Source organism: Helicobacter sp. NHP22-001 (genome assembly GCF_030270165.1).
Taxonomy (GTDB): Bacteria; Campylobacterota; Campylobacteria; order Campylobacterales; family Helicobacteraceae; genus Helicobacter; species Helicobacter gastrofelis.
Map to the genome: position 1 here is coordinate 56,210 of NZ_BSWS01000004.1, position 15,930 is coordinate 72,139.

General features: G+C 48.2%; 15 protein-coding genes. 10 read left to right on the top strand and 5 right to left on the bottom strand.

Annotated features, from left to right (window positions below; all coding sequences use genetic code 11):
• The first annotated feature begins 83 nt into the window (after window positions 1-83).
• The 4 genes from rpoD to QSJ47_RS04665 all read left to right on the top strand — a co-directional run bounded on the left by rpoD (window position 84) and on the right by QSJ47_RS04665 (window position 5,113).
• Window positions 84-1,985 (top strand): RNA polymerase sigma factor RpoD, encoded by a 1,902-nt coding sequence (gene rpoD, locus QSJ47_RS04650; protein WP_285602583.1) that lies wholly within the window; start codon window positions 84-86, stop codon window positions 1,983-1,985.
• Window positions 1,982-2,428 carry a low molecular weight protein-tyrosine-phosphatase gene (locus QSJ47_RS04655; protein ID WP_221272383.1) on the top strand — a complete coding sequence of 149 codons (447 nt, stop codon included), beginning with the start codon at window positions 1,982-1,984 and terminating at the stop codon, window positions 2,426-2,428. The genes rpoD and QSJ47_RS04655 overlap by 4 nt, the downstream gene beginning before the upstream one ends.
• Window positions 2,421-3,689 (top strand): C40 family peptidase, encoded by a 1,269-nt coding sequence (locus QSJ47_RS04660; protein ID WP_285602584.1) that lies wholly within the window; start codon window positions 2,421-2,423, stop codon window positions 3,687-3,689. Before QSJ47_RS04655 ends, QSJ47_RS04660 begins: the two co-directional genes overlap by 8 nt.
• A gap of 68 nt (window positions 3,690-3,757) precedes the next feature.
• Window positions 3,758-5,113, top strand: a complete 1,356-nt coding sequence (locus tag QSJ47_RS04665) for an FAD-dependent oxidoreductase (protein WP_285602585.1) — start codon at window positions 3,758-3,760, stop codon at window positions 5,111-5,113.
• 11 nt (window positions 5,114-5,124) lie between these two features.
• Here QSJ47_RS04665 and QSJ47_RS04670 read toward each other — a convergent pair whose 3' ends face one another.
• Genes QSJ47_RS04670 through bamD form a run of 5 tightly spaced genes read right to left on the bottom strand, consistent with a single transcriptional unit; the run spans window position 5,125 to window position 10,047 of the window.
• Entirely contained in the window at window positions 5,125-5,889 is a 765-nt protein-coding gene (locus tag QSJ47_RS04670) for a UDP-N-acetylmuramate dehydrogenase (protein ID WP_285602586.1), read from the bottom strand.
• Window positions 5,889-6,155 carry a flagellar biosynthesis protein FliQ gene (gene fliQ / locus QSJ47_RS04675; protein ID WP_221272379.1) on the bottom strand — a complete coding sequence of 89 codons (267 nt, stop codon included), beginning with the start codon at window positions 6,153-6,155 and terminating at the stop codon, window positions 5,889-5,891. Before fliQ ends, QSJ47_RS04670 begins: the two co-directional genes overlap by 1 nt.
• A gap of 9 nt (window positions 6,156-6,164) precedes the next feature.
• Window positions 6,165-6,998, bottom strand: a complete 834-nt coding sequence (locus tag QSJ47_RS04680) for a prephenate dehydrogenase (protein WP_285602587.1) — start codon at window positions 6,996-6,998, stop codon at window positions 6,165-6,167.
• The gene (gene lon / locus QSJ47_RS04685; RefSeq protein ID WP_285602588.1) at window positions 6,998-9,397 is read right to left on the bottom strand and encodes an endopeptidase La; all 2,400 of its coding nucleotides are present in this window, start codon (window positions 9,395-9,397) and stop codon (window positions 6,998-7,000) included. The genes QSJ47_RS04680 and lon overlap by 1 nt, the downstream gene beginning before the upstream one ends.
• Before the next feature lie 8 nt (window positions 9,398-9,405).
• Window positions 9,406-10,047 carry an outer membrane protein assembly factor BamD gene (bamD, locus tag QSJ47_RS04690; RefSeq protein WP_221272376.1) on the bottom strand — a complete coding sequence of 214 codons (642 nt, stop codon included), beginning with the start codon at window positions 10,045-10,047 and terminating at the stop codon, window positions 9,406-9,408.
• A 116-nt stretch (window positions 10,048-10,163) separates the two neighbouring features.
• Here bamD and fliW point away from each other — a divergent pair, with 116 nt between their 5' ends.
• From fliW to QSJ47_RS04720, 6 genes are all read left to right on the top strand, one after another.
• Window positions 10,164-10,571 (top strand): flagellar assembly protein FliW, encoded by a 408-nt coding sequence (fliW, locus tag QSJ47_RS04695; RefSeq protein WP_285602589.1) that lies wholly within the window; start codon window positions 10,164-10,166, stop codon window positions 10,569-10,571.
• A complete protein-coding gene (locus tag QSJ47_RS04700) occupies window positions 10,561-11,334 on the top strand; it encodes a pyrroline-5-carboxylate reductase (protein WP_285602590.1) in 774 nt (257 codons plus the stop codon). The genes fliW and QSJ47_RS04700 overlap by 11 nt, the downstream gene beginning before the upstream one ends.
• Window positions 11,335-11,455: 121 nt before the next feature.
• Window positions 11,456-12,631 (top strand): thiolase family protein, encoded by a 1,176-nt coding sequence (locus QSJ47_RS04705; protein WP_285602591.1) that lies wholly within the window; start codon window positions 11,456-11,458, stop codon window positions 12,629-12,631.
• Between the two features lie 11 nt (window positions 12,632-12,642).
• On the top strand, window positions 12,643-13,338 hold the full coding sequence (locus QSJ47_RS04710) for a CoA transferase subunit A (RefSeq protein WP_221272372.1): 696 nt from the start codon (window positions 12,643-12,645) through the stop codon (window positions 13,336-13,338).
• Window positions 13,339-13,947, top strand: coding sequence for a 3-oxoacid CoA-transferase subunit B (locus tag QSJ47_RS04715; protein ID WP_285602592.1), 609 nt, complete (start codon window positions 13,339-13,341; stop codon window positions 13,945-13,947).
• A gap of 63 nt (window positions 13,948-14,010) precedes the next feature.
• Window positions 14,011-15,921 (top strand): hydantoinase/oxoprolinase family protein, encoded by a 1,911-nt coding sequence (locus QSJ47_RS04720; RefSeq protein ID WP_285602593.1) that lies wholly within the window; start codon window positions 14,011-14,013, stop codon window positions 15,919-15,921.
• Window positions 15,922-15,930: the final 9 nt, after the last annotated feature.

Genomic DNA, 15,930 nt, shown 5'->3' on the forward strand with positions numbered 1-15,930 from the left:
TTTAACCTTTTATACATTTGTAAGCCATATTTTGCTATAAAGCCTTTCCACGAGTAGGTTTCAACCATCTAAAGCGAGGATACATGGAAAACAAAGACAATAAAGCCCCAAACCCCCCCAAGGTTTCTACAAAACAGCCCACTATCCAAGAAGAGTTAGAACAGCTCTTTAAAGCAGAGCAACCCGGTGTTGCTTACGAACGGGTCATTGACATCTTGCAAAAGATCCCTAGTGTTTCTCAACTCAAAAAGCTCAGAGAGTGGGCGCAAAAATACAATAAAACCTTTGTCCACTCATTTGGGTACGCCCACACTTCCTTATCCTCACTTGAGCGTAAAGTGGGTGGGCGTAAAAAATCTAAGCTTGTTGAGGAAGAGCCTGAAGAAAACCTAGACTTTAAAGAAAAGGAATTACCCGAATGGTCTAGGAGCGATAGTCCCGTGCGCATGTATTTGCGCGAAATGGGCGAAATCCCCCTTCTTAGTAAGGAAGAAGAGGTGTATTTAAGCAAACAGATTAAGCTAGGCGAAAACATCATTTTAGATGCGATTTGCTCTGTGCCTTATCTCATCGACTTCATCTACAACTATAAAGACCCCCTAATCAATCGCGAGAGACGGGTTAAAGAGCTGTTTAGAAACTTTGACGATGAAGGGAGTGTGCCCAAAAAGGATGAAGAGGTCGAGATGGAAGAGAGCGAGGGCGAGGAAGAGGACAACCCTGAAATGAAAAAAAATGTATCCGAAAAGGATAAAAAACGGGTAGAAAAAGTCCTAGAGAGCTTTAAAGCCCTAAGTAAGGCGAAAAAAGATTGGCTCAAATTCTTAAACACCCCCAAGGAAGAACAAGAAGACCCACTTTTGCACGAGTTGACCCTAGCCTACAAATGCCGTGTTTTAAAAGAGAAGCTCTATGATTTAGGACCTACAAGTAAGCTCATTAGCGAGCTTGTGAAAGCTATGGAGACTTCTTTAAAAAGTGGTGATGGTTTCGAAAAAGAGTTAAAGCGCTTGGAGTATAAGCTGTCTTTATTCAACGAGGCTTTGATAGAGAACCATAAAAATATCTTAAAAAATATCACCACCATGAGCCGTGAAGAAATCGCCACCATGGTGCCTGAAGCCACAATGATCAACATTTATATGGAGATTAAAAAGCTCTTCCAAACCAAGGAAGCGAGCGAGGATGGCTTTAATTTAGAACCCGCCAAGCTCAAAGAGATTTTAAATCAGATCAAGCGGGGCAAGCTCATCTCAGACAAGGCTAAAAATAAAATGGCACGCTCCAACCTACGCCTTGTGGTGAGCATTGCCAAACGCTACACCTCTAGGGGACTGCCTTTCTTAGACTTGATCCAGGAAGGCAATATTGGTTTGATGAAAGCGGTGGATAAGTTTGAGCATGAGAAAAATTATAAGTTCTCCACTTACGCCACTTGGTGGATCAAGCAGGCGATCAGCCGTGCGATTGCCGACCAAGCCCGCACCATCCGCATCCCCATTCATATGATCGACACGATCAATCGCATCAACAAAGTCATGCGTAAGCACATGCAAGAAAATGGAAAAGAGCCGGATTTAGACCTGGTGGCTAAAGAAGTGGGCTTGCCCCTTGATAAAGTCAAAAATGTCATTAAAATCACCAAAGAACCCGTTAGCCTAGAGTCGCCCGTAGGTAATGACGATGATGGCAAGTTTGGGGACTTTGTAGAGGATCGCAATGTGGTGGGGTCTATGGACCACATCATGCGCGAGGATTTAAAGGCCCAAATTGATGGTGTGCTAGACCAGCTCAATGAGCGCGAAAAATCCGTGATCCGCATGCGCTTTGGCTTGCTAGAGGACGAGAGTGATCGCACCTTAGAGGAGATAGGCAAAGAGCTCAGTGTTACGCGTGAAAGGGTGCGCCAAATTGAAAGCAGCGCGATCAAAAAGCTTAGAAGCCCCCAATACGGGCGCTCACTAAGAAGTTATTTGCGTATATGAGCCTTTTGTTTCTGTGCCTGGGCAACATCTGCCGTTCCATGCTCGCTAGGGGGATTGCCACTGACATTATCCAAAAACAAAAGTTGCCTTTAGTTGTAGATGGGGCGGGCATTTCTAGCTACCACGAGGGTGAGCTAGCCCACCCACCCATCATTGCCTTAGCCAAGAGTCATGGCATCGATTTAACCCCTTTTAGGAGTAAACCCATCACCCAAAAGCTAGCAAATAAGTTTAATTGTATTGTGGCGATGGATGATAGCAACATTAGATCTTTAAAAGAGTTGGGTATTTCACATCCTAATATCTGTAAACTTGGGGATTTTGGTCTAGGGGGTGTGGACATCCCCGACCCCTACACCTATACACAGGAGAAAGATTTTGAGGAGGTTTATGCCTTGATCGATTTAGGGGTGCAAAATCTCTTAACCAGTTTGCATGCTTAAGGTGTTTCTTGCCCCTTTAAGCCTTATTGTTCTTTTACCCGCCAACCCCCCAAGTCTTCTAGGTTTACCCCAAGAGGCGAGTCGCTACTTGCCAAAATTTAAACTCCCCATTCCCTCAAGAACTAAGCTCAAAAAAGCCTATTTAAAACAGTGGTATGCTCCTTGGATGGGCATGCAAACAATGGAGGATTTAGACAAGGTCTTTTGGATACAAGAGACTTTGCATGAGCCAGGCTACGACAAGCACCTACAACCCTACACCAACGCTAAATTACAAGAGATTTTGGCGGATATGGACATCGCCCATTACCCAAGCGTGGGGATTAGAGCGGTTGTGATCGCTGATGCCAATGTGCGGGCTGTGCCTACAGATGCACCCTATTATTTAAAAGATGGCTACCCCTTTGATCGTTGGCAAAACTCTATGATCTTTGCGGGCACGCCCGTATTCATCACCCACTACAACAAGGCTAAGACCTACGCCCACATCCAAAGCTCTTTTGTCTTTGGCTGGGTGCGTTTAGACAAACTCGCCGCCGTGAGTTCTAAACAAGTGCAAACTTTCTTGCACTTCAGGCACTATTTAACCCCCACAAGGGACAAGATCCCTTTGGCTAATAGGGGTGTGGCGCACATGGGCGAGATTTTCATTAAAGTCCCTCACCACTTTAGGCAGGTCTACACCTATGCTAAGGATACTGAGGGCTTTGTAAAATTAATCCCAACCCCTTTGCACTCCCCCCACTTCACTCCCTTTCCTCGCCCCTTCACCCAAAGAGCGATGGCGGTGGTGATCGACACTATGCTTGGCCAACCCTATGGTTGGGGCGGGGCAGATCAAAAGCGCGACTGCTCGGCTTTTACAAGGGATAGCTTTGCAAGTTTTGGGATATTGCTCCCCCGCAACTCTTTAGCCCAAGTGCGCTATGCCAACAACATGGTGGATTTAAGCCACCTACCCCCAAGAAAAAAGGAAGCCTACATCATCAGGCACGCCACCCCCTTTGCCACGATTTTGTGGCTAAAAGGGCACATCATGCTCTACTTGGGCGTAAAGCACCATAGGGCGATCGTGGCGCACAATGTATGGTCTGTACTGGTGTCTAAGAACAACACTTACAACATTAAAAAAGCAGCGATCACGACCTTAGACATTGGGCATAAAAACGCCAAACATCCCCCCGCCTTTTCGCTCTTAGCACGGATTTTGGGCATGTCGGATTTATACCGCTATGCGTTTAAACGGCCCAACAATTTTTAAGAGCTTAAAGGTTTTCATATTTAAATGTGCTAAAATCGCCCTTTACTGCTCTGTAAAAAAGGACAAGAATGAATCACGAATTTGATGTGGCAATCATCGGGGGCGGGGTGTCTGGCTGTGCTGCCTTCTGGGTGCTTAGCCAATACACCGACCTTAAGAGAATCGCCATTGTAGACAAAAGAGAGGCTTTGGCAAAGGTGAGTTCTAGCGCAAAGGCCAACTCCCAAACCATCCACGATGGCTCGATTGAAACCAACTACACCGCCCAAAAGGCGCGTAAGGTTAAGCTCTCAGCCGATAAAGTCCGCCACTACGCCTTTAACAAGGGCTTGCAAAACAAGGCGATCTTTGAGTGCCAAAAAATGGCGATCGGCGTGGGCGATGTGGAGTGTGCCTTCATCACCCAAAGGCATGAAGAGTTTCAAGAGATCTATCCGGGTCTTACTTTTTTTGATAAGAAAAAAGTCAAAGAGATCGAACCACAGGTGATCTTAGAAGACCACGGGCTAGAACGCCCTGAAAATGTTGTGGGGAGTGGGTTTGAAAAAGATTGGTGTGCGATGAACTACGCCCTGCTGAGTGAAAACTTCGTGAGCGAAGCGATGGCGATCAAGCCCCATAACCAAGTCTTTTTAAACTTCCATGTAGAAACCATTGAAAAACGGCTAGGCGACTGGGCATTGATCTCCGATGAAACCGATGAGATTTACGCCAAATATATTTTGGTCAATGCCGGCTCTTACGCCCTGCCTCTAGCGCAATCGCTAGGCTATGGCTTGGATTTGGGCTGTATGCCTGTGGCGGGGAGTTTCTACTTTGTGCCCGACTTGTTGCGCGGCAAGGTCTACACCGTGCAAAACCCCAAACTGCCCTTTGCCGCTTTGCATGGCGACCCCGATGTGGTGATTAAAGGGCGCACCCGCATAGGGCCCACCGCTCTAGCCATGCCCAAGTTAGAGCGCAATAAAAAACTGCTCAAGGGTTTGAGCTGGGAGCTCTTGAAAATGGATTTCAACGCCGATGTGTTGAATATTGTCTTTGACTTGTTTGTGGAGCGCGACATCCGCAACTATGTCTTTAAAAACATGGTCTTTGAAGTCCCCTACATCGGCAAGCGCAAGTTTTTACACGATGCGCGTAAGATCATCCCCTCCCTCTCTCTTACCGATCTGCACTACGCCCATGGCTTTGGTGAAGTGCGCCCGCAGGTGCTCGATCGCACCAAGAGAAAACTCGTGCTGGGTGAAAAACGCATTAAAACCAATCAAGGCATCACTTTTAACATGACCCCCTCCCCCGGGGCGACCAGCTGTTTACAAAACGCCTTGATTGATGCGCAAGAAATTGCTAAATACTTGGGTGTGGATTTTGCGCTCGAGCGCTTTTATGAAGATTTGTCCCCCGAAGAGCTAGACACGCTTTAAGGCTTTGAGGGCTAGTGGTAGATACAAACCTCTTCCTCTAGGGCGATGCCAAAGGCGTTAAACACCCGCTCTTTGGCTAGGGCGATGAGCTTTAACGCCTCGTCAAAGTCCCCTCCCCCAAGATTGATTAAAAAATTGGCGTGTTCTTGGCTAAAGCCCACACCCCCCAAGCGAAAGCCTCTAAGCCCCACCGCCTCTAACAGCCGGCCAGCAAAGTCACCCACGGGGTTTTTAAAGCAACTGCCAAAGCTAGGATTTCTAGGGTGGCAACGCATGCGCTGGCAAGCTTGTTGCACTTCTTGCCTAAAACCCTTGCGCTTTTTAAGACGGGCTTTAAACACCACGCCTTGGATGTTGCTGGTGCGGTAAGCAAAGCCCAAATCCGCCGCTTCCACCCACTGCCCATTGATGTTCAACGCTTCCACCACTTCCTTCATCTCATAGGCTTTCATGCCTGCGTTCATTTTCATAAGACCGCCCACGCTGCCGGGCAGTGCGTTTAAAAACTCCAAGCCCTGCAAATCGTGGTTTTTGTAGTAGCTAAAGAGCTTTTGGGCGTTTGTCCTTGCCCCCACTTCTAAATGCGTGCCCAAGTCGGCAATGTAATCAAAATTCTTAGATAGAATGGCTAGGTTTTTTGCCTCTGGGGCGACTAGAAGGTTGTTTGCCAAGCCCACCATCTGCACGCCCACATAAGGGGCGCACTCATCCAACACTCGCACCTGCACGGGTCCGCCGATCTTCACGCTGGAGTAGCGGGAGAAGTCGATCAACACTAAGAGATCACCTTGGGGATCAGTTTAAAAAGGGTGTGTGTGTAATCTAAGAGCATGTTGAGCATCCAAGGCATGGTAAAGATGATCACGGCGATCACGGCTAAAATCTTAGGCACAAAGGACAAAGTCATCTCATTGATTTGGGTTGTGGCCTGAAAGATGCTCACAAGTAGCCCCACCACCAAGCCCACCAAGAGCACAGGCAAAGAGATCATTAAGGTGATTTTATAGGTTTCAATGGCAAGTTTCATTAGTTGCGCTTCCATTAGATCCCCTTACATAAATTCTTGCAGTTGATTCGCACGCCCCATCCACGCCTCTAACGCCTCCCAATCCTCATTTTCTAACAAGCCTTGCACAGCCTCCATTTCCTCCAAAAACGCCCCCATTGCCTTTAACACTTGCTCTTTGTTCTGCTTAAACACACTGCGCCACATCACGGGCGAGCTTTTAGAAAGGCGGCTCATGTCCTTAAAGCCCCCGGCAGCTAAAGATAAAATCGTCTGTGGGCTCTTTTGCGACAAAACGACATTGGCTAGGGCGTAGCTAATGGCGTGGGGCAGGTGGCTCACAAAGGCAATGTGCGCATCGTGGCTTTTGGCGTCCATTTTGACAAGTTGCATGCCAATTGCGCTAAAAATTTCTTTTGCCCTCTCGACATGTTCGGGTGCACTCTTGTCGCAATCCACGAAGATCACGATTTTATGTTGGTAAAGCCCCCTAAGGGCGGCTTTGGGACCATAAAACTCCGTCCCACACATCGGATGTGTGGCGATGACTTGGGGGCGTAGGCTTAAGGGGATGGCGCTCACGATCTGCTCTTTGGCGGAGCCAACTTCAATGATGGTGGTTTGCAAGCTGGGCTTGAAACTTTGCAAGACTTGGACAATGCCATCTAAGGGGATCGCCAAAAACACCACGGCGCAATTCTGCAGGGCGTGCAAATCCACGCACTCCTCCACAAGCCCTAAGCTGAGTGCCATTTGGGCGTGCAAGGGGTTACTATCACAGCCTAAAATGCGCTTGATGCCTAGCTCGTGGCGCACCTCTTGCAAAGCAAGCCCCAAGGACCCGCCCATAAGCCCTAACCCAACAATGCCTACCTGCATTAGGGCACCAACGCCACGCCGAGCACATCTTCGATCGTCTGCACGGCTTTGATTTCCATGTGCTCTTGCACCTCTTTTGGGATGTCTTTTAAATCCCTCTGGTAGTTTTTCTCAGGGATCAAGGCGGTTTTAATGCCCGCTTTAAAGCTGGCGATCAATTTCTCTTTAAGTCCGCCAATGGGCAACACCCGCCCGCTTAAAGTGAGCTCACCCGTCATCGCCACATCGCTACGCACCTTTTTTTCACACAAAATAGACGCGATGCTGGTCGCCATCGTGATCCCCGCACTGGGTCCGTCTTTGGGGGTCGCCCCCTCTGGGACATGTAGGTGTATGTCGTAAAGATTGTAGATTTTCTCTTTTTCTTTGTCCTTCTCTTTGGGGCGCTTTTTCTTGGCGATCAGCACTTCCTCATCTAAAAGGGTTTTCACCACAGAGTGGGCGATTTGGGCGGACTCCTTCATCACCTCGCCTAAACTTCCCGTGAGTTTTAAATTTCCCTTGCCCTTGATTTTCACCGATTCGATTTTGAGCACATCCCCACCCACGCTTGTCCACGCTAGGCCGTTCACGATGCCCAACGCATCCTCTTTATCCACAGGGTCGATCTCAAACACGATTTTTTCTAAAAAGTCGGGGATTTTCTCAGGGGTGATCGTGGTTTTGCGGTTGCGTTTCTTGCCATCCTCTTGGTTGTTGACAATGTTTTTAGCGCATTTACGCATGATTGTGGCGATCGTGCGCCTTAAGCCCCGCACCCCCGCCTCTCTGGTGTATTTCTCAATGATGAGCTGCACCGCCTCGGGCGTGAACATCACTTCGCTAGGCTTTAGGGCGTGTTTTTTCAACTCTTGGGGGATCAAGTAATTGATAGCGATTTGCTCTTTCTCTTGGGGGGTGTAGCTAGACACACTGATAAATTCCATGCGATCCTTCAAAGGTGGGGGGATCGTCGAAATGTCGTTGGCGGTGGCGATGAAGATGATCTTAGAGAGGTCAATGTTGAAGTTGGTGTAATAGTCCCTAAAGCTGGTGTTTTGCTCGGGGTCTAAAATCTCTAAAAGTGCACTGGCTGGATCCCCGCGCATGCTCTTATCCACTTTGTCGATCTCATCTAGCACCATCACGCAGTCCATTTTTTTAGCCTCAATCAAGCCTTGCACGATGCGCCCGGGCATAGAGCCCAAATAGGTGCGCCGATGCCCCCTAAGCTCATTGACATCCTCTAGCCCGCCTAGGGCGATGCGCACAAGTGGGCGTTCTATGGCTTTAGCAATGGAGTTAGCCAAACTCGTTTTACCCACCCCGGGGGGACCATAAAAGCATAAAATTGTGCCCTTGGTCTCTTTGTTCTCTTGCTTGCGTAGGCGCATCAGCTCCATAGTCGCAAAATACTCCACAATGCGCTCTTTGGGCTTTTCTAGGCTGTAGTGGTCGGCGTTTAATTGCTTCTCCACCTCTTTAATGGAAAGCTTTTTATCGCTGTATTGCCCAAAGGGGATGTCGAGCACCCATTCAATGTAATTTTGCAAAATCCCCACATCCGAGCTGTCTTGGTGCACGCGGCTTAGGCGTTCGATCTGCTTTTTGATCTCTTTATGCACTTCTTTGGTGATGAAGGGCTCAATGGCACTCAATTTTTGGAAGTACTCTTGGATTTCCTCATCTCTTTGCTTGTCAATGCCCAACTCTTTTTGGATTTGCTTGAGTTGTTCTTTTAAAAAGTACTCTTTGTTGACCTGCTCCATTTTGCTATGGACTTTGCTTTTGATCTCTTTTTGGAGTTTTTGGGTTTTGATCTCCTCCATGACCAGGTCGATCAGCCCTAATAATCTCTCTTCGGTGTCATCGCTTGCAAAGAGTGTGTAAGCTTGGTCTTTTTTAAGGCGCAAGGCAGATGCGACTAAATCTACAATGCGGTTGGGGTCGTTATTGTCCTCAATTGCCTTTAGCAAATCGGGGGGGAAAAGCTGACTGATGTTTGCCAAGCTCCCCACTTTTTCTTTGAGAATATCTACAACGGCGTTGATTTTGTCGCTGTCTTGTTCTTTGTAAGTAATCACATCCACCATCGCCTCTAGGGGGTCAGTGGATTCAATGTTTAAAATCCGCCCTTTGCAAATGCCTTGAAAGAGGATTTTCATGCGGTTGTCGGGCAGGACCACTTTACGCACAATTGAGCCAATCACCCCCACATCATAAAACTTATCTTTGTCGGTTGTGTTGGAATTTGCCTTAGCACAACTCACAAAGATCAAGTCGTTTCTTTCTTGCGCAGCTTTGTTTGCCGCTCTAATGTTCGCCTCGCTGTTGATGAAAATAGGCACAATCATAAAGGGATACATAAACGAATCTTCCTCTACGATCACAGGTACGACACTTGGAAACTTATCTGTCATTTTGACCCTTACCAGTTAAAGATAGCTACATACCAAGGCATGTAGGATTTTTTGGGGTGGGTTTCTTTCTCTAAAACCTCATCCACCCTCTCTAAATAGCGTTTCACGCCCTCTTTTTGGTGGCGTTTTCTGTACACATTGGCGATCGCCCGATTCAACTCGTTTTGCCCCAAAATGAACTTGACTTGCATGTACTCCACTTGGTTTAAAAAGCGACTGCTAGGATATTTGTCCACAAAGTCATTGAGCATGCCGATGGTGTTGGACATGAACTCTTGGTCCTTGCTGTGGTTTTTAAAAGCGTAGTAACGGGCTTGCAACTTCATGAACTTCAAATAGTCGATGTTGTCTTGATTGCCAAAGCGTTTAATGTATTCATCAAAGTAGTATTCTGCCAAAACAAATTCTTTTTTCTTTAAATGGGCTTGCCCTAAAGCAAGCATGGCATCGGGCACTAAAGGCGAGTTGATGTGCTCGCTTTGCAACGATGAATAATAATTATCCGCTGTTTCTAAATTTAAAAACAAAATCTCACGCAAAATCCCTTGATACCAAAAGATCGCCGGTCGGTTATAAATGGACTCTTTTGTCTTTTTAGCACATCCAAAAAACAAGGCTAAAACAACAGCTGAGAGTAAAACTACACGCATCCTGATCCTTAAAGCTAAAACCGCATTATACCAAAAACCCTAAATTAATTGAATTGATTTTTTGGAGTAGTTTTAGTAGAATCAAACCCTTAAGTTACACAAATTCAAGGGTTGGTATGGTTTTTAGTGTAAAATCCCCCATTTTGGGGTTTGAAGAAGTCTGCCAAATGGACTTAGAAAAGATCGATGAAGTGTTCATGCGCTTGCGCAACGCCGATGCGCCCACGCCCACCTTTACTCTAGTGAACCCCTTTGCCTTGCGCCCTTATGAATTTGAAATCCCTATGCCCTTACAAACGCTCTTAAACCTAGACCAAGCCCAAAATATCCTTATCGCCAACATCATGGTGATCCAAAGCCCCCTTAAAGAATCCACCATCAATTTTCTAGCCCCTTTAGTCTTTAACTTTGATTACAAACTCATGGCGCAAGTGATTTTAGACAGCACGAAATACCCCCAATACAAAATCTCAGAAAAAATCTCTGGTTTCTACCAAGAAAGGCAACCCGTCCATGACAAGTAAAATTTTATTCATCGGCTATGGCCAAATCACTAAGGCAATTTTAAAGGGCATGCAAGGTGCACTAGTGGGGCGAGTAGTCAGTATTGTGGGCAAAGACCCGAGCAAAATCGCCCCCTTTTTAAAGCAAGAGGGGTTAGACTTTGTCAACCTACAAGCCTGCGACAAAAGCATTGACATTACAGATAGCGTGGTGTTTCTCACCCTAAAGTCCCATGCCCTAAGCGCATTCACCTACATAGGACAAGCCAGCGCCGTTTTAAGCGCACTTGCCGGCATGTCCCTTGAGATTTTAAAGGCCCACTTACAAGCCCCCCATTTTGTGCGCTTCATGCCAAATGTTGCCGCCTTTTTGGGGCTCTCAGCCACGACCTACTACAGCCCCAACCCCACTCCAAAGGAACTCATAGACCTACTCGCGAGCTTTGGCACAGTCGTACAAGTGGATAAGGAAGAGTTGGTGGACGCTTCTATGGTTACTAATGGGAGTGTGCTCGCTTTTTTGAGCCTATTTACCCAAGCCTTGATCGACTCCGGTGTTCGGGCGGGCTTAAAACACACCCAAGCCGAAGAACTCATCATCCAAAGCTTTAAGGGCTTTAGTGCCTTGCTTGCCACCCAAAGCCCTCAAGAAATCAGCCAAAACATATGCACCCCTGCGGGCGCGACCATCGAGGGCTTAAGCGTGCTTGAGGAAAAGGGCGTTAGGGGGGCGATCATGCAAGCCTGCCACGCCATAGCCCAACGCTACAAATCTAAATCTTAACCCGCTATCTGTTACAAAATGTAAAACTCTGCGTCTTTTTTAAGTAAAATTTTTACTTTCGTTAGCGTAATGCGTACTTTTTGTGTGCAATAATGCCCCCATAATAACACGAGGAGCAAACATGCACGAAGTCCACATTTACAGCGCCAAGCGCACGCCGATCGGGTCTTTTAACGGCACTCTAGCCAGTGTCCCCGCCACAAAGTTAGGTTCTTTGGCGGCCGAGCAAGCTCTGCACGCAAGTGGGTTTGATACCAGCTTTGTAGACAGCTGCATTGTCGGCAATGTATTAAGCAGTGGGCTAAAGCAAGCCCCCGCTAGACAAGTCGCCCTGGGGGCGAACTTGCCTAAGTCTATTGCTTGTTGGCTAGTCAATGAGGCTTGTGGATCGGGCTTAAGGGCTGTGATGCTGGGGGCTAATGAAATTGCTTTGGGACGCAGTCGGGTCGTCTTAGTGGGGGGCATGGAAAACATGAGCCTTGCCCCACACTTGTTGATGAAAAGCCGGGCGGGTTTTAAAATGGGTGATACTGCCCTAGAGGATAGCATGCTCAAAGACGGCTTGCAAGATGCCTACAAAAAAGTGCGGATGGGCGACTTTGCGGAAAATTGCGCTCGCTTGAACCACCTCAGCCGTGCCGAGCAAGATAACTTTGCCAAAAATAGCTACGAAAAAGCCCTCAAGGCCATTGAAAACCATGTCTTCAAACCCGAAATGATCAGCGTGTCCATGCGCGGACGTACGGGCGAAATCGTGGTGAGTGTGGATGAAGAGCCTACGAGGGTGAACTTTGACAAGGGCTTAAAGCTCAAACCCGCCTTTGACCCCGAGGGCACCATCACCGCCTTTAATGCCAGTAAAATCAGCGATGGGGCGAGTATGTTAGTCTTAGGTTCAGCCGACTTGTCTAAAGACACGCATACAAAAGCCCTAGCTAAGATCGTAGATTATACATCCTTTAGCCACGACCCCCACCTTTTCACCACTACCCCAGCCCCAGCCATTAGAAAACTCTTAAAGAATAACAATAAACAGCCCGGCGACATTGACTTATACGAAATCAGCGAAGCATTTGCGGTGGTGGGGGTGTTGACCCAAAAAGATTTAGGTTTGAAAGATAGCCAAGTGAATGTCAATGGGGGGGCGATCGCTTTAGGACACCCCATTGGGACCAGTGGGGCTAGGATTTTAACGACCTTGGTGCATGCCTTGCACACTTATGATAAACAGCTGGGTGTGGCGTGCTTGTGTGTGGGCGGGGGCGAGGCGTTGGCGATGCTCATCGAGCGGTTGTAAAAGGTTTGTCTGTGGATAAGGTCGTTAAGAGCATAGGAGAGGCGATCGCGGGCGTGCAAGATGGCATGACTCTCATGTTTGGGGGCTTTGGGCTGTGTGGCATCCCTGAAAATGCCATCTTAGCCTTGAGCCAAAGTGGGGTGAAAAACATCACTTGCATTTCTAACAACCCCGGGGTCGATGATTTCGGTTTGGGCCTACTCGTAAAAAACAAACAGATTAGAAAAATGATCGCCAGCTATGTGGGCGAAAATTCTGCGTTTGAGCAGCAATTTTTAGCCGGAGAGATCGAGGTGGAGTTTAACCCGCAGGGCACTTTAGCCGAGCGCATTAGAGCGGGCGGGGCGGGTATTCCCGGCTTTTACACGCCCACGGGGGTGGGCACAATCATCGCCGAAGGCAAAGAACATAAGGACTTTGAGGGGCGCACCTACATTTTAGAAACAGCCCTAAAGGCGGACTTTGCCTTCATCAAGGCGCAAAAGGCGGACACCTACGGCAATTTGATCTTCAACAAAACCGCCATGAACTTCAACCCAATGATGGCTAAGGCGGCAAAAGTTACGGTCGTTGAGGTGGAGGAGATTGTCCCTTTAGGTGCTCTTGATCCTAACTTCATCCATGTCCCCGGAGTATTTGTGGACCGCATTTTTAAAGGGCAGTTTGAAAAACGCATTGAGCAACTCACGCTAAAGAAAGGGGAATGAATGCCAAGCGGTTGGAGCAGAGAAGAAATGGCACAAAAGGCGGTGGAGGATATCAAGGACGGCTATTCTATCAATTTGGGGATTGGCATCCCCACTTTGGTTGCCGACTACATCCCCAAGCACATCAATGTCATGTTGCAGAGTGAAAACGGCTTGCTTGGCATGGGTCCATTTCCTACCAAAGAGCAGGTGGATGCGGATTTGATCAACGCAGGCAAGCAAACCATTACAGAGAGTTTAGGGGCGAGTTACTTTAGCTCGGCTGAGAGTTTTGCCATGATTCGTGGGCAACACATCGATTTAACGATTTTGGGGGCGATGGAGGTTTCGGCACAGGGGGATTTGGCTAGTTGGATGGTGCCGGGCAAATTAGTTAAGGGCATGGGGGGGGCGATGGATTTAGTGGCGAGCGCAAAAAAGGTCATTGTGCTGATGCAACACACCGATAAAAAGGGCAACTGCAAGCTTGTTAAAGAGTGCTCCTTGCCCCTGACCGGCCCTAAATGCGTGTCTAAAGTCATCACCAATTTAGGCGTGTTTGCCTTGCAGGGGGGCAAGTTTGTCCCCCTAGAACTAGCCCCCGGGGTTTCTAACCCCCCCCTGCCTTAAGTAGGTGTGCGTGATGCATAAGTTTTTGGGCGCAAATAAGCTAAAAAATTGAAAGGATACCCAATGAAATACTTAATCAATCTAGACAATGGCGGGACACTCACAGACATTTGCGTGGTGCAGGGCTCTGAGGTGCGCTACACTAAGACCCTAACCACTCCTGTGGATCTTTCTGAGTGTTTTTTTAAGGGAATCACCAAGGCGAGTGAAGAGATTTTTGGCCCCGATGGCTTTGTCAAACTCTTGCACAGCACGGATTTGATCCGCTACTCCTCCACGCAAGGCACAAACGCTTTAGTGGAGCGCAAGGGGCCTAAACTAGGCTTAATCACCAACGATGCCTCTTTAGAAAACAAGCTCACCAAAAGCGCACAGCAGCAAGAGTTATTTAGTAGTTTGGTGGGCGATCGGGTCTTTGTGATCGCCGATTTGGCGGGTGAGGACTTTGAAGCAGATTTGGCCAACGCCGTGAACACGCTCACCAACAAGGGGGCGGAGCGGCTCGTGGTTGCCATTGAAAACAAGGATGATGAAAAGGACTTTAAACATGCCTTTTTATTGCAATTTCCTAGACACCTACTAGGCTCTGTGCCCGTGCTCTTTTCGTGGGAGTTCACCAACGACACGAGCCGCACTAGACGCATTTGGTCGGCTCTTTTAAACAGCTTTTTACACCCCACAATGGAGCGCTTTTTATACTCTGCCGAACACCGCTTACGCGCCCACAAGGTAAAAAACCCACTTTTGATCTACCGCAACGATGGCGCGTCTTCTCGGGTGGCTAAATCGGTCGCCTTAAAAACCTACTCTTCGGGTCCTAGAGGGGGGATTGAAGGCACCAAAGCCCTAGCCAAAGCCTATGGCTTTAACCATGTGCTGATGGTGGATGTGGGGGGCACAACTTCGGATGTGGGCGAAGTGGAGGCGCATAAGATCAAAACCGAAAGACGCGGCCACATTGGGGGGGTGCAAATCTCATTTGAGCTCAGTGATGTGAAATCCTTTGGCGTGGGCGGGGGGTCAATTTTTAGGCTAAACGACAGAGGCGAGATTTTAGTGGGGCCTGAGAGCGTGGGGGCAGCCCCTGGCCCGGCATGCTTTGGCTTTGGGGGCAAGGAGGCGACCATCACCGATGTCAATGTAGCTTTAGGTATCATTGACCCCGACACCTACTTAAACGGGCAGCAAAAGCTAGATAAAGAGCGTGCCATCCAAGCCATCACCGAGAACATTGCCAAACCTTTGGGCTTAAAGTTTGAGGAGGCTTTGTTTAAAATGGAGGAAGCCTACGCCGAAAGGCTTGCTGCGTGTTTGAAAAAACAGGTGCAACAGGACACGGTCCTAGCTGCCTTTGGGGGTGGGGGACCGATGAGCGCGTGCTTGGCCGCTAAAAAAGCGGGCATTAAGCGGGTGATTGTGCCTAAGCTTGCGGCGGTGTTCTCTGCCTATGGAATCAGCTTTTCGGATGTGGCGCAGACCTTTGAGCACGACATCACGGGTTTAAATAAACACGAGATTGAGAAAATCAAAACCCAGATACAAGAGCGCGCCAAACGGCACATGTTCCAAGAGGGTTATAATTTTGAAGATTGCAAGGGTGCGTGGCGGGTGATTGTGGAAAACACCGATGGCTCTGAAAGCCACAGCACCACCCTAGAGGACACCGCCCAAATCAATAAAGACCAAAAACGCATTTTAGCCTACCACATCCGCTACGAACTCTCACACCCGAACTTGCGGGCGAGTTTGCCTAAACGCAAAATCGGGGCAAAAGTGAGCGGCACAAGAAATGTTGTGGGCTTGGATGGCATGCACCAAGAGGTGGTGTTGGTGTTGGAGAAACAGGAAATGGGGGCTTATATGGAGGGTCCGGCGATTGTGGAGGGACCCTTTTTCACCGCTAGGGTGCCAGAAGGGTGGGGCCTAGCTGTGACCGACAATGGCGATTTGATTTTAGAAGACTTGAAAGCATAGGGAGAAAAC

Coding starts and splice junctions, on each gene's coding strand:
- rpoD (WP_285602583.1), top strand. CDS start 84: ATGGAAAACAAAGACAATAAAGCCCCAAACCCCCCCAAGGTTTCTACA.
- QSJ47_RS04655 (WP_221272383.1), top strand. CDS start 1,982: ATGAGCCTTTTGTTTCTGTGCCTGGGCAACATCTGCCGTTCCATGCTC.
- QSJ47_RS04660 (WP_285602584.1), top strand. CDS start 2,421: ATGCTTAAGGTGTTTCTTGCCCCTTTAAGCCTTATTGTTCTTTTACCC.
- QSJ47_RS04665 (WP_285602585.1), top strand. CDS start 3,758: ATGAATCACGAATTTGATGTGGCAATCATCGGGGGCGGGGTGTCTGGC.
- fliQ (WP_221272379.1), bottom strand. CDS start 6,155: ATGGAAGCGCAACTAATGAAACTTGCCATTGAAACCTATAAAATCACC.
- QSJ47_RS04680 (WP_285602587.1), bottom strand. CDS start 6,998: ATGCAGGTAGGCATTGTTGGGTTAGGGCTTATGGGCGGGTCCTTGGGG.
- lon (WP_285602588.1), bottom strand. CDS start 9,397: ATGACAGATAAGTTTCCAAGTGTCGTACCTGTGATCGTAGAGGAAGAT.
- bamD (WP_221272376.1), bottom strand. CDS start 10,047: ATGCGTGTAGTTTTACTCTCAGCTGTTGTTTTAGCCTTGTTTTTTGGA.
- fliW (WP_285602589.1), top strand. CDS start 10,164: ATGGTTTTTAGTGTAAAATCCCCCATTTTGGGGTTTGAAGAAGTCTGC.
- QSJ47_RS04700 (WP_285602590.1), top strand. CDS start 10,561: ATGACAAGTAAAATTTTATTCATCGGCTATGGCCAAATCACTAAGGCA.
- QSJ47_RS04705 (WP_285602591.1), top strand. CDS start 11,456: ATGCACGAAGTCCACATTTACAGCGCCAAGCGCACGCCGATCGGGTCT.
- QSJ47_RS04715 (WP_285602592.1), top strand. CDS start 13,339: ATGCCAAGCGGTTGGAGCAGAGAAGAAATGGCACAAAAGGCGGTGGAG.
- QSJ47_RS04720 (WP_285602593.1), top strand. CDS start 14,011: ATGAAATACTTAATCAATCTAGACAATGGCGGGACACTCACAGACATT.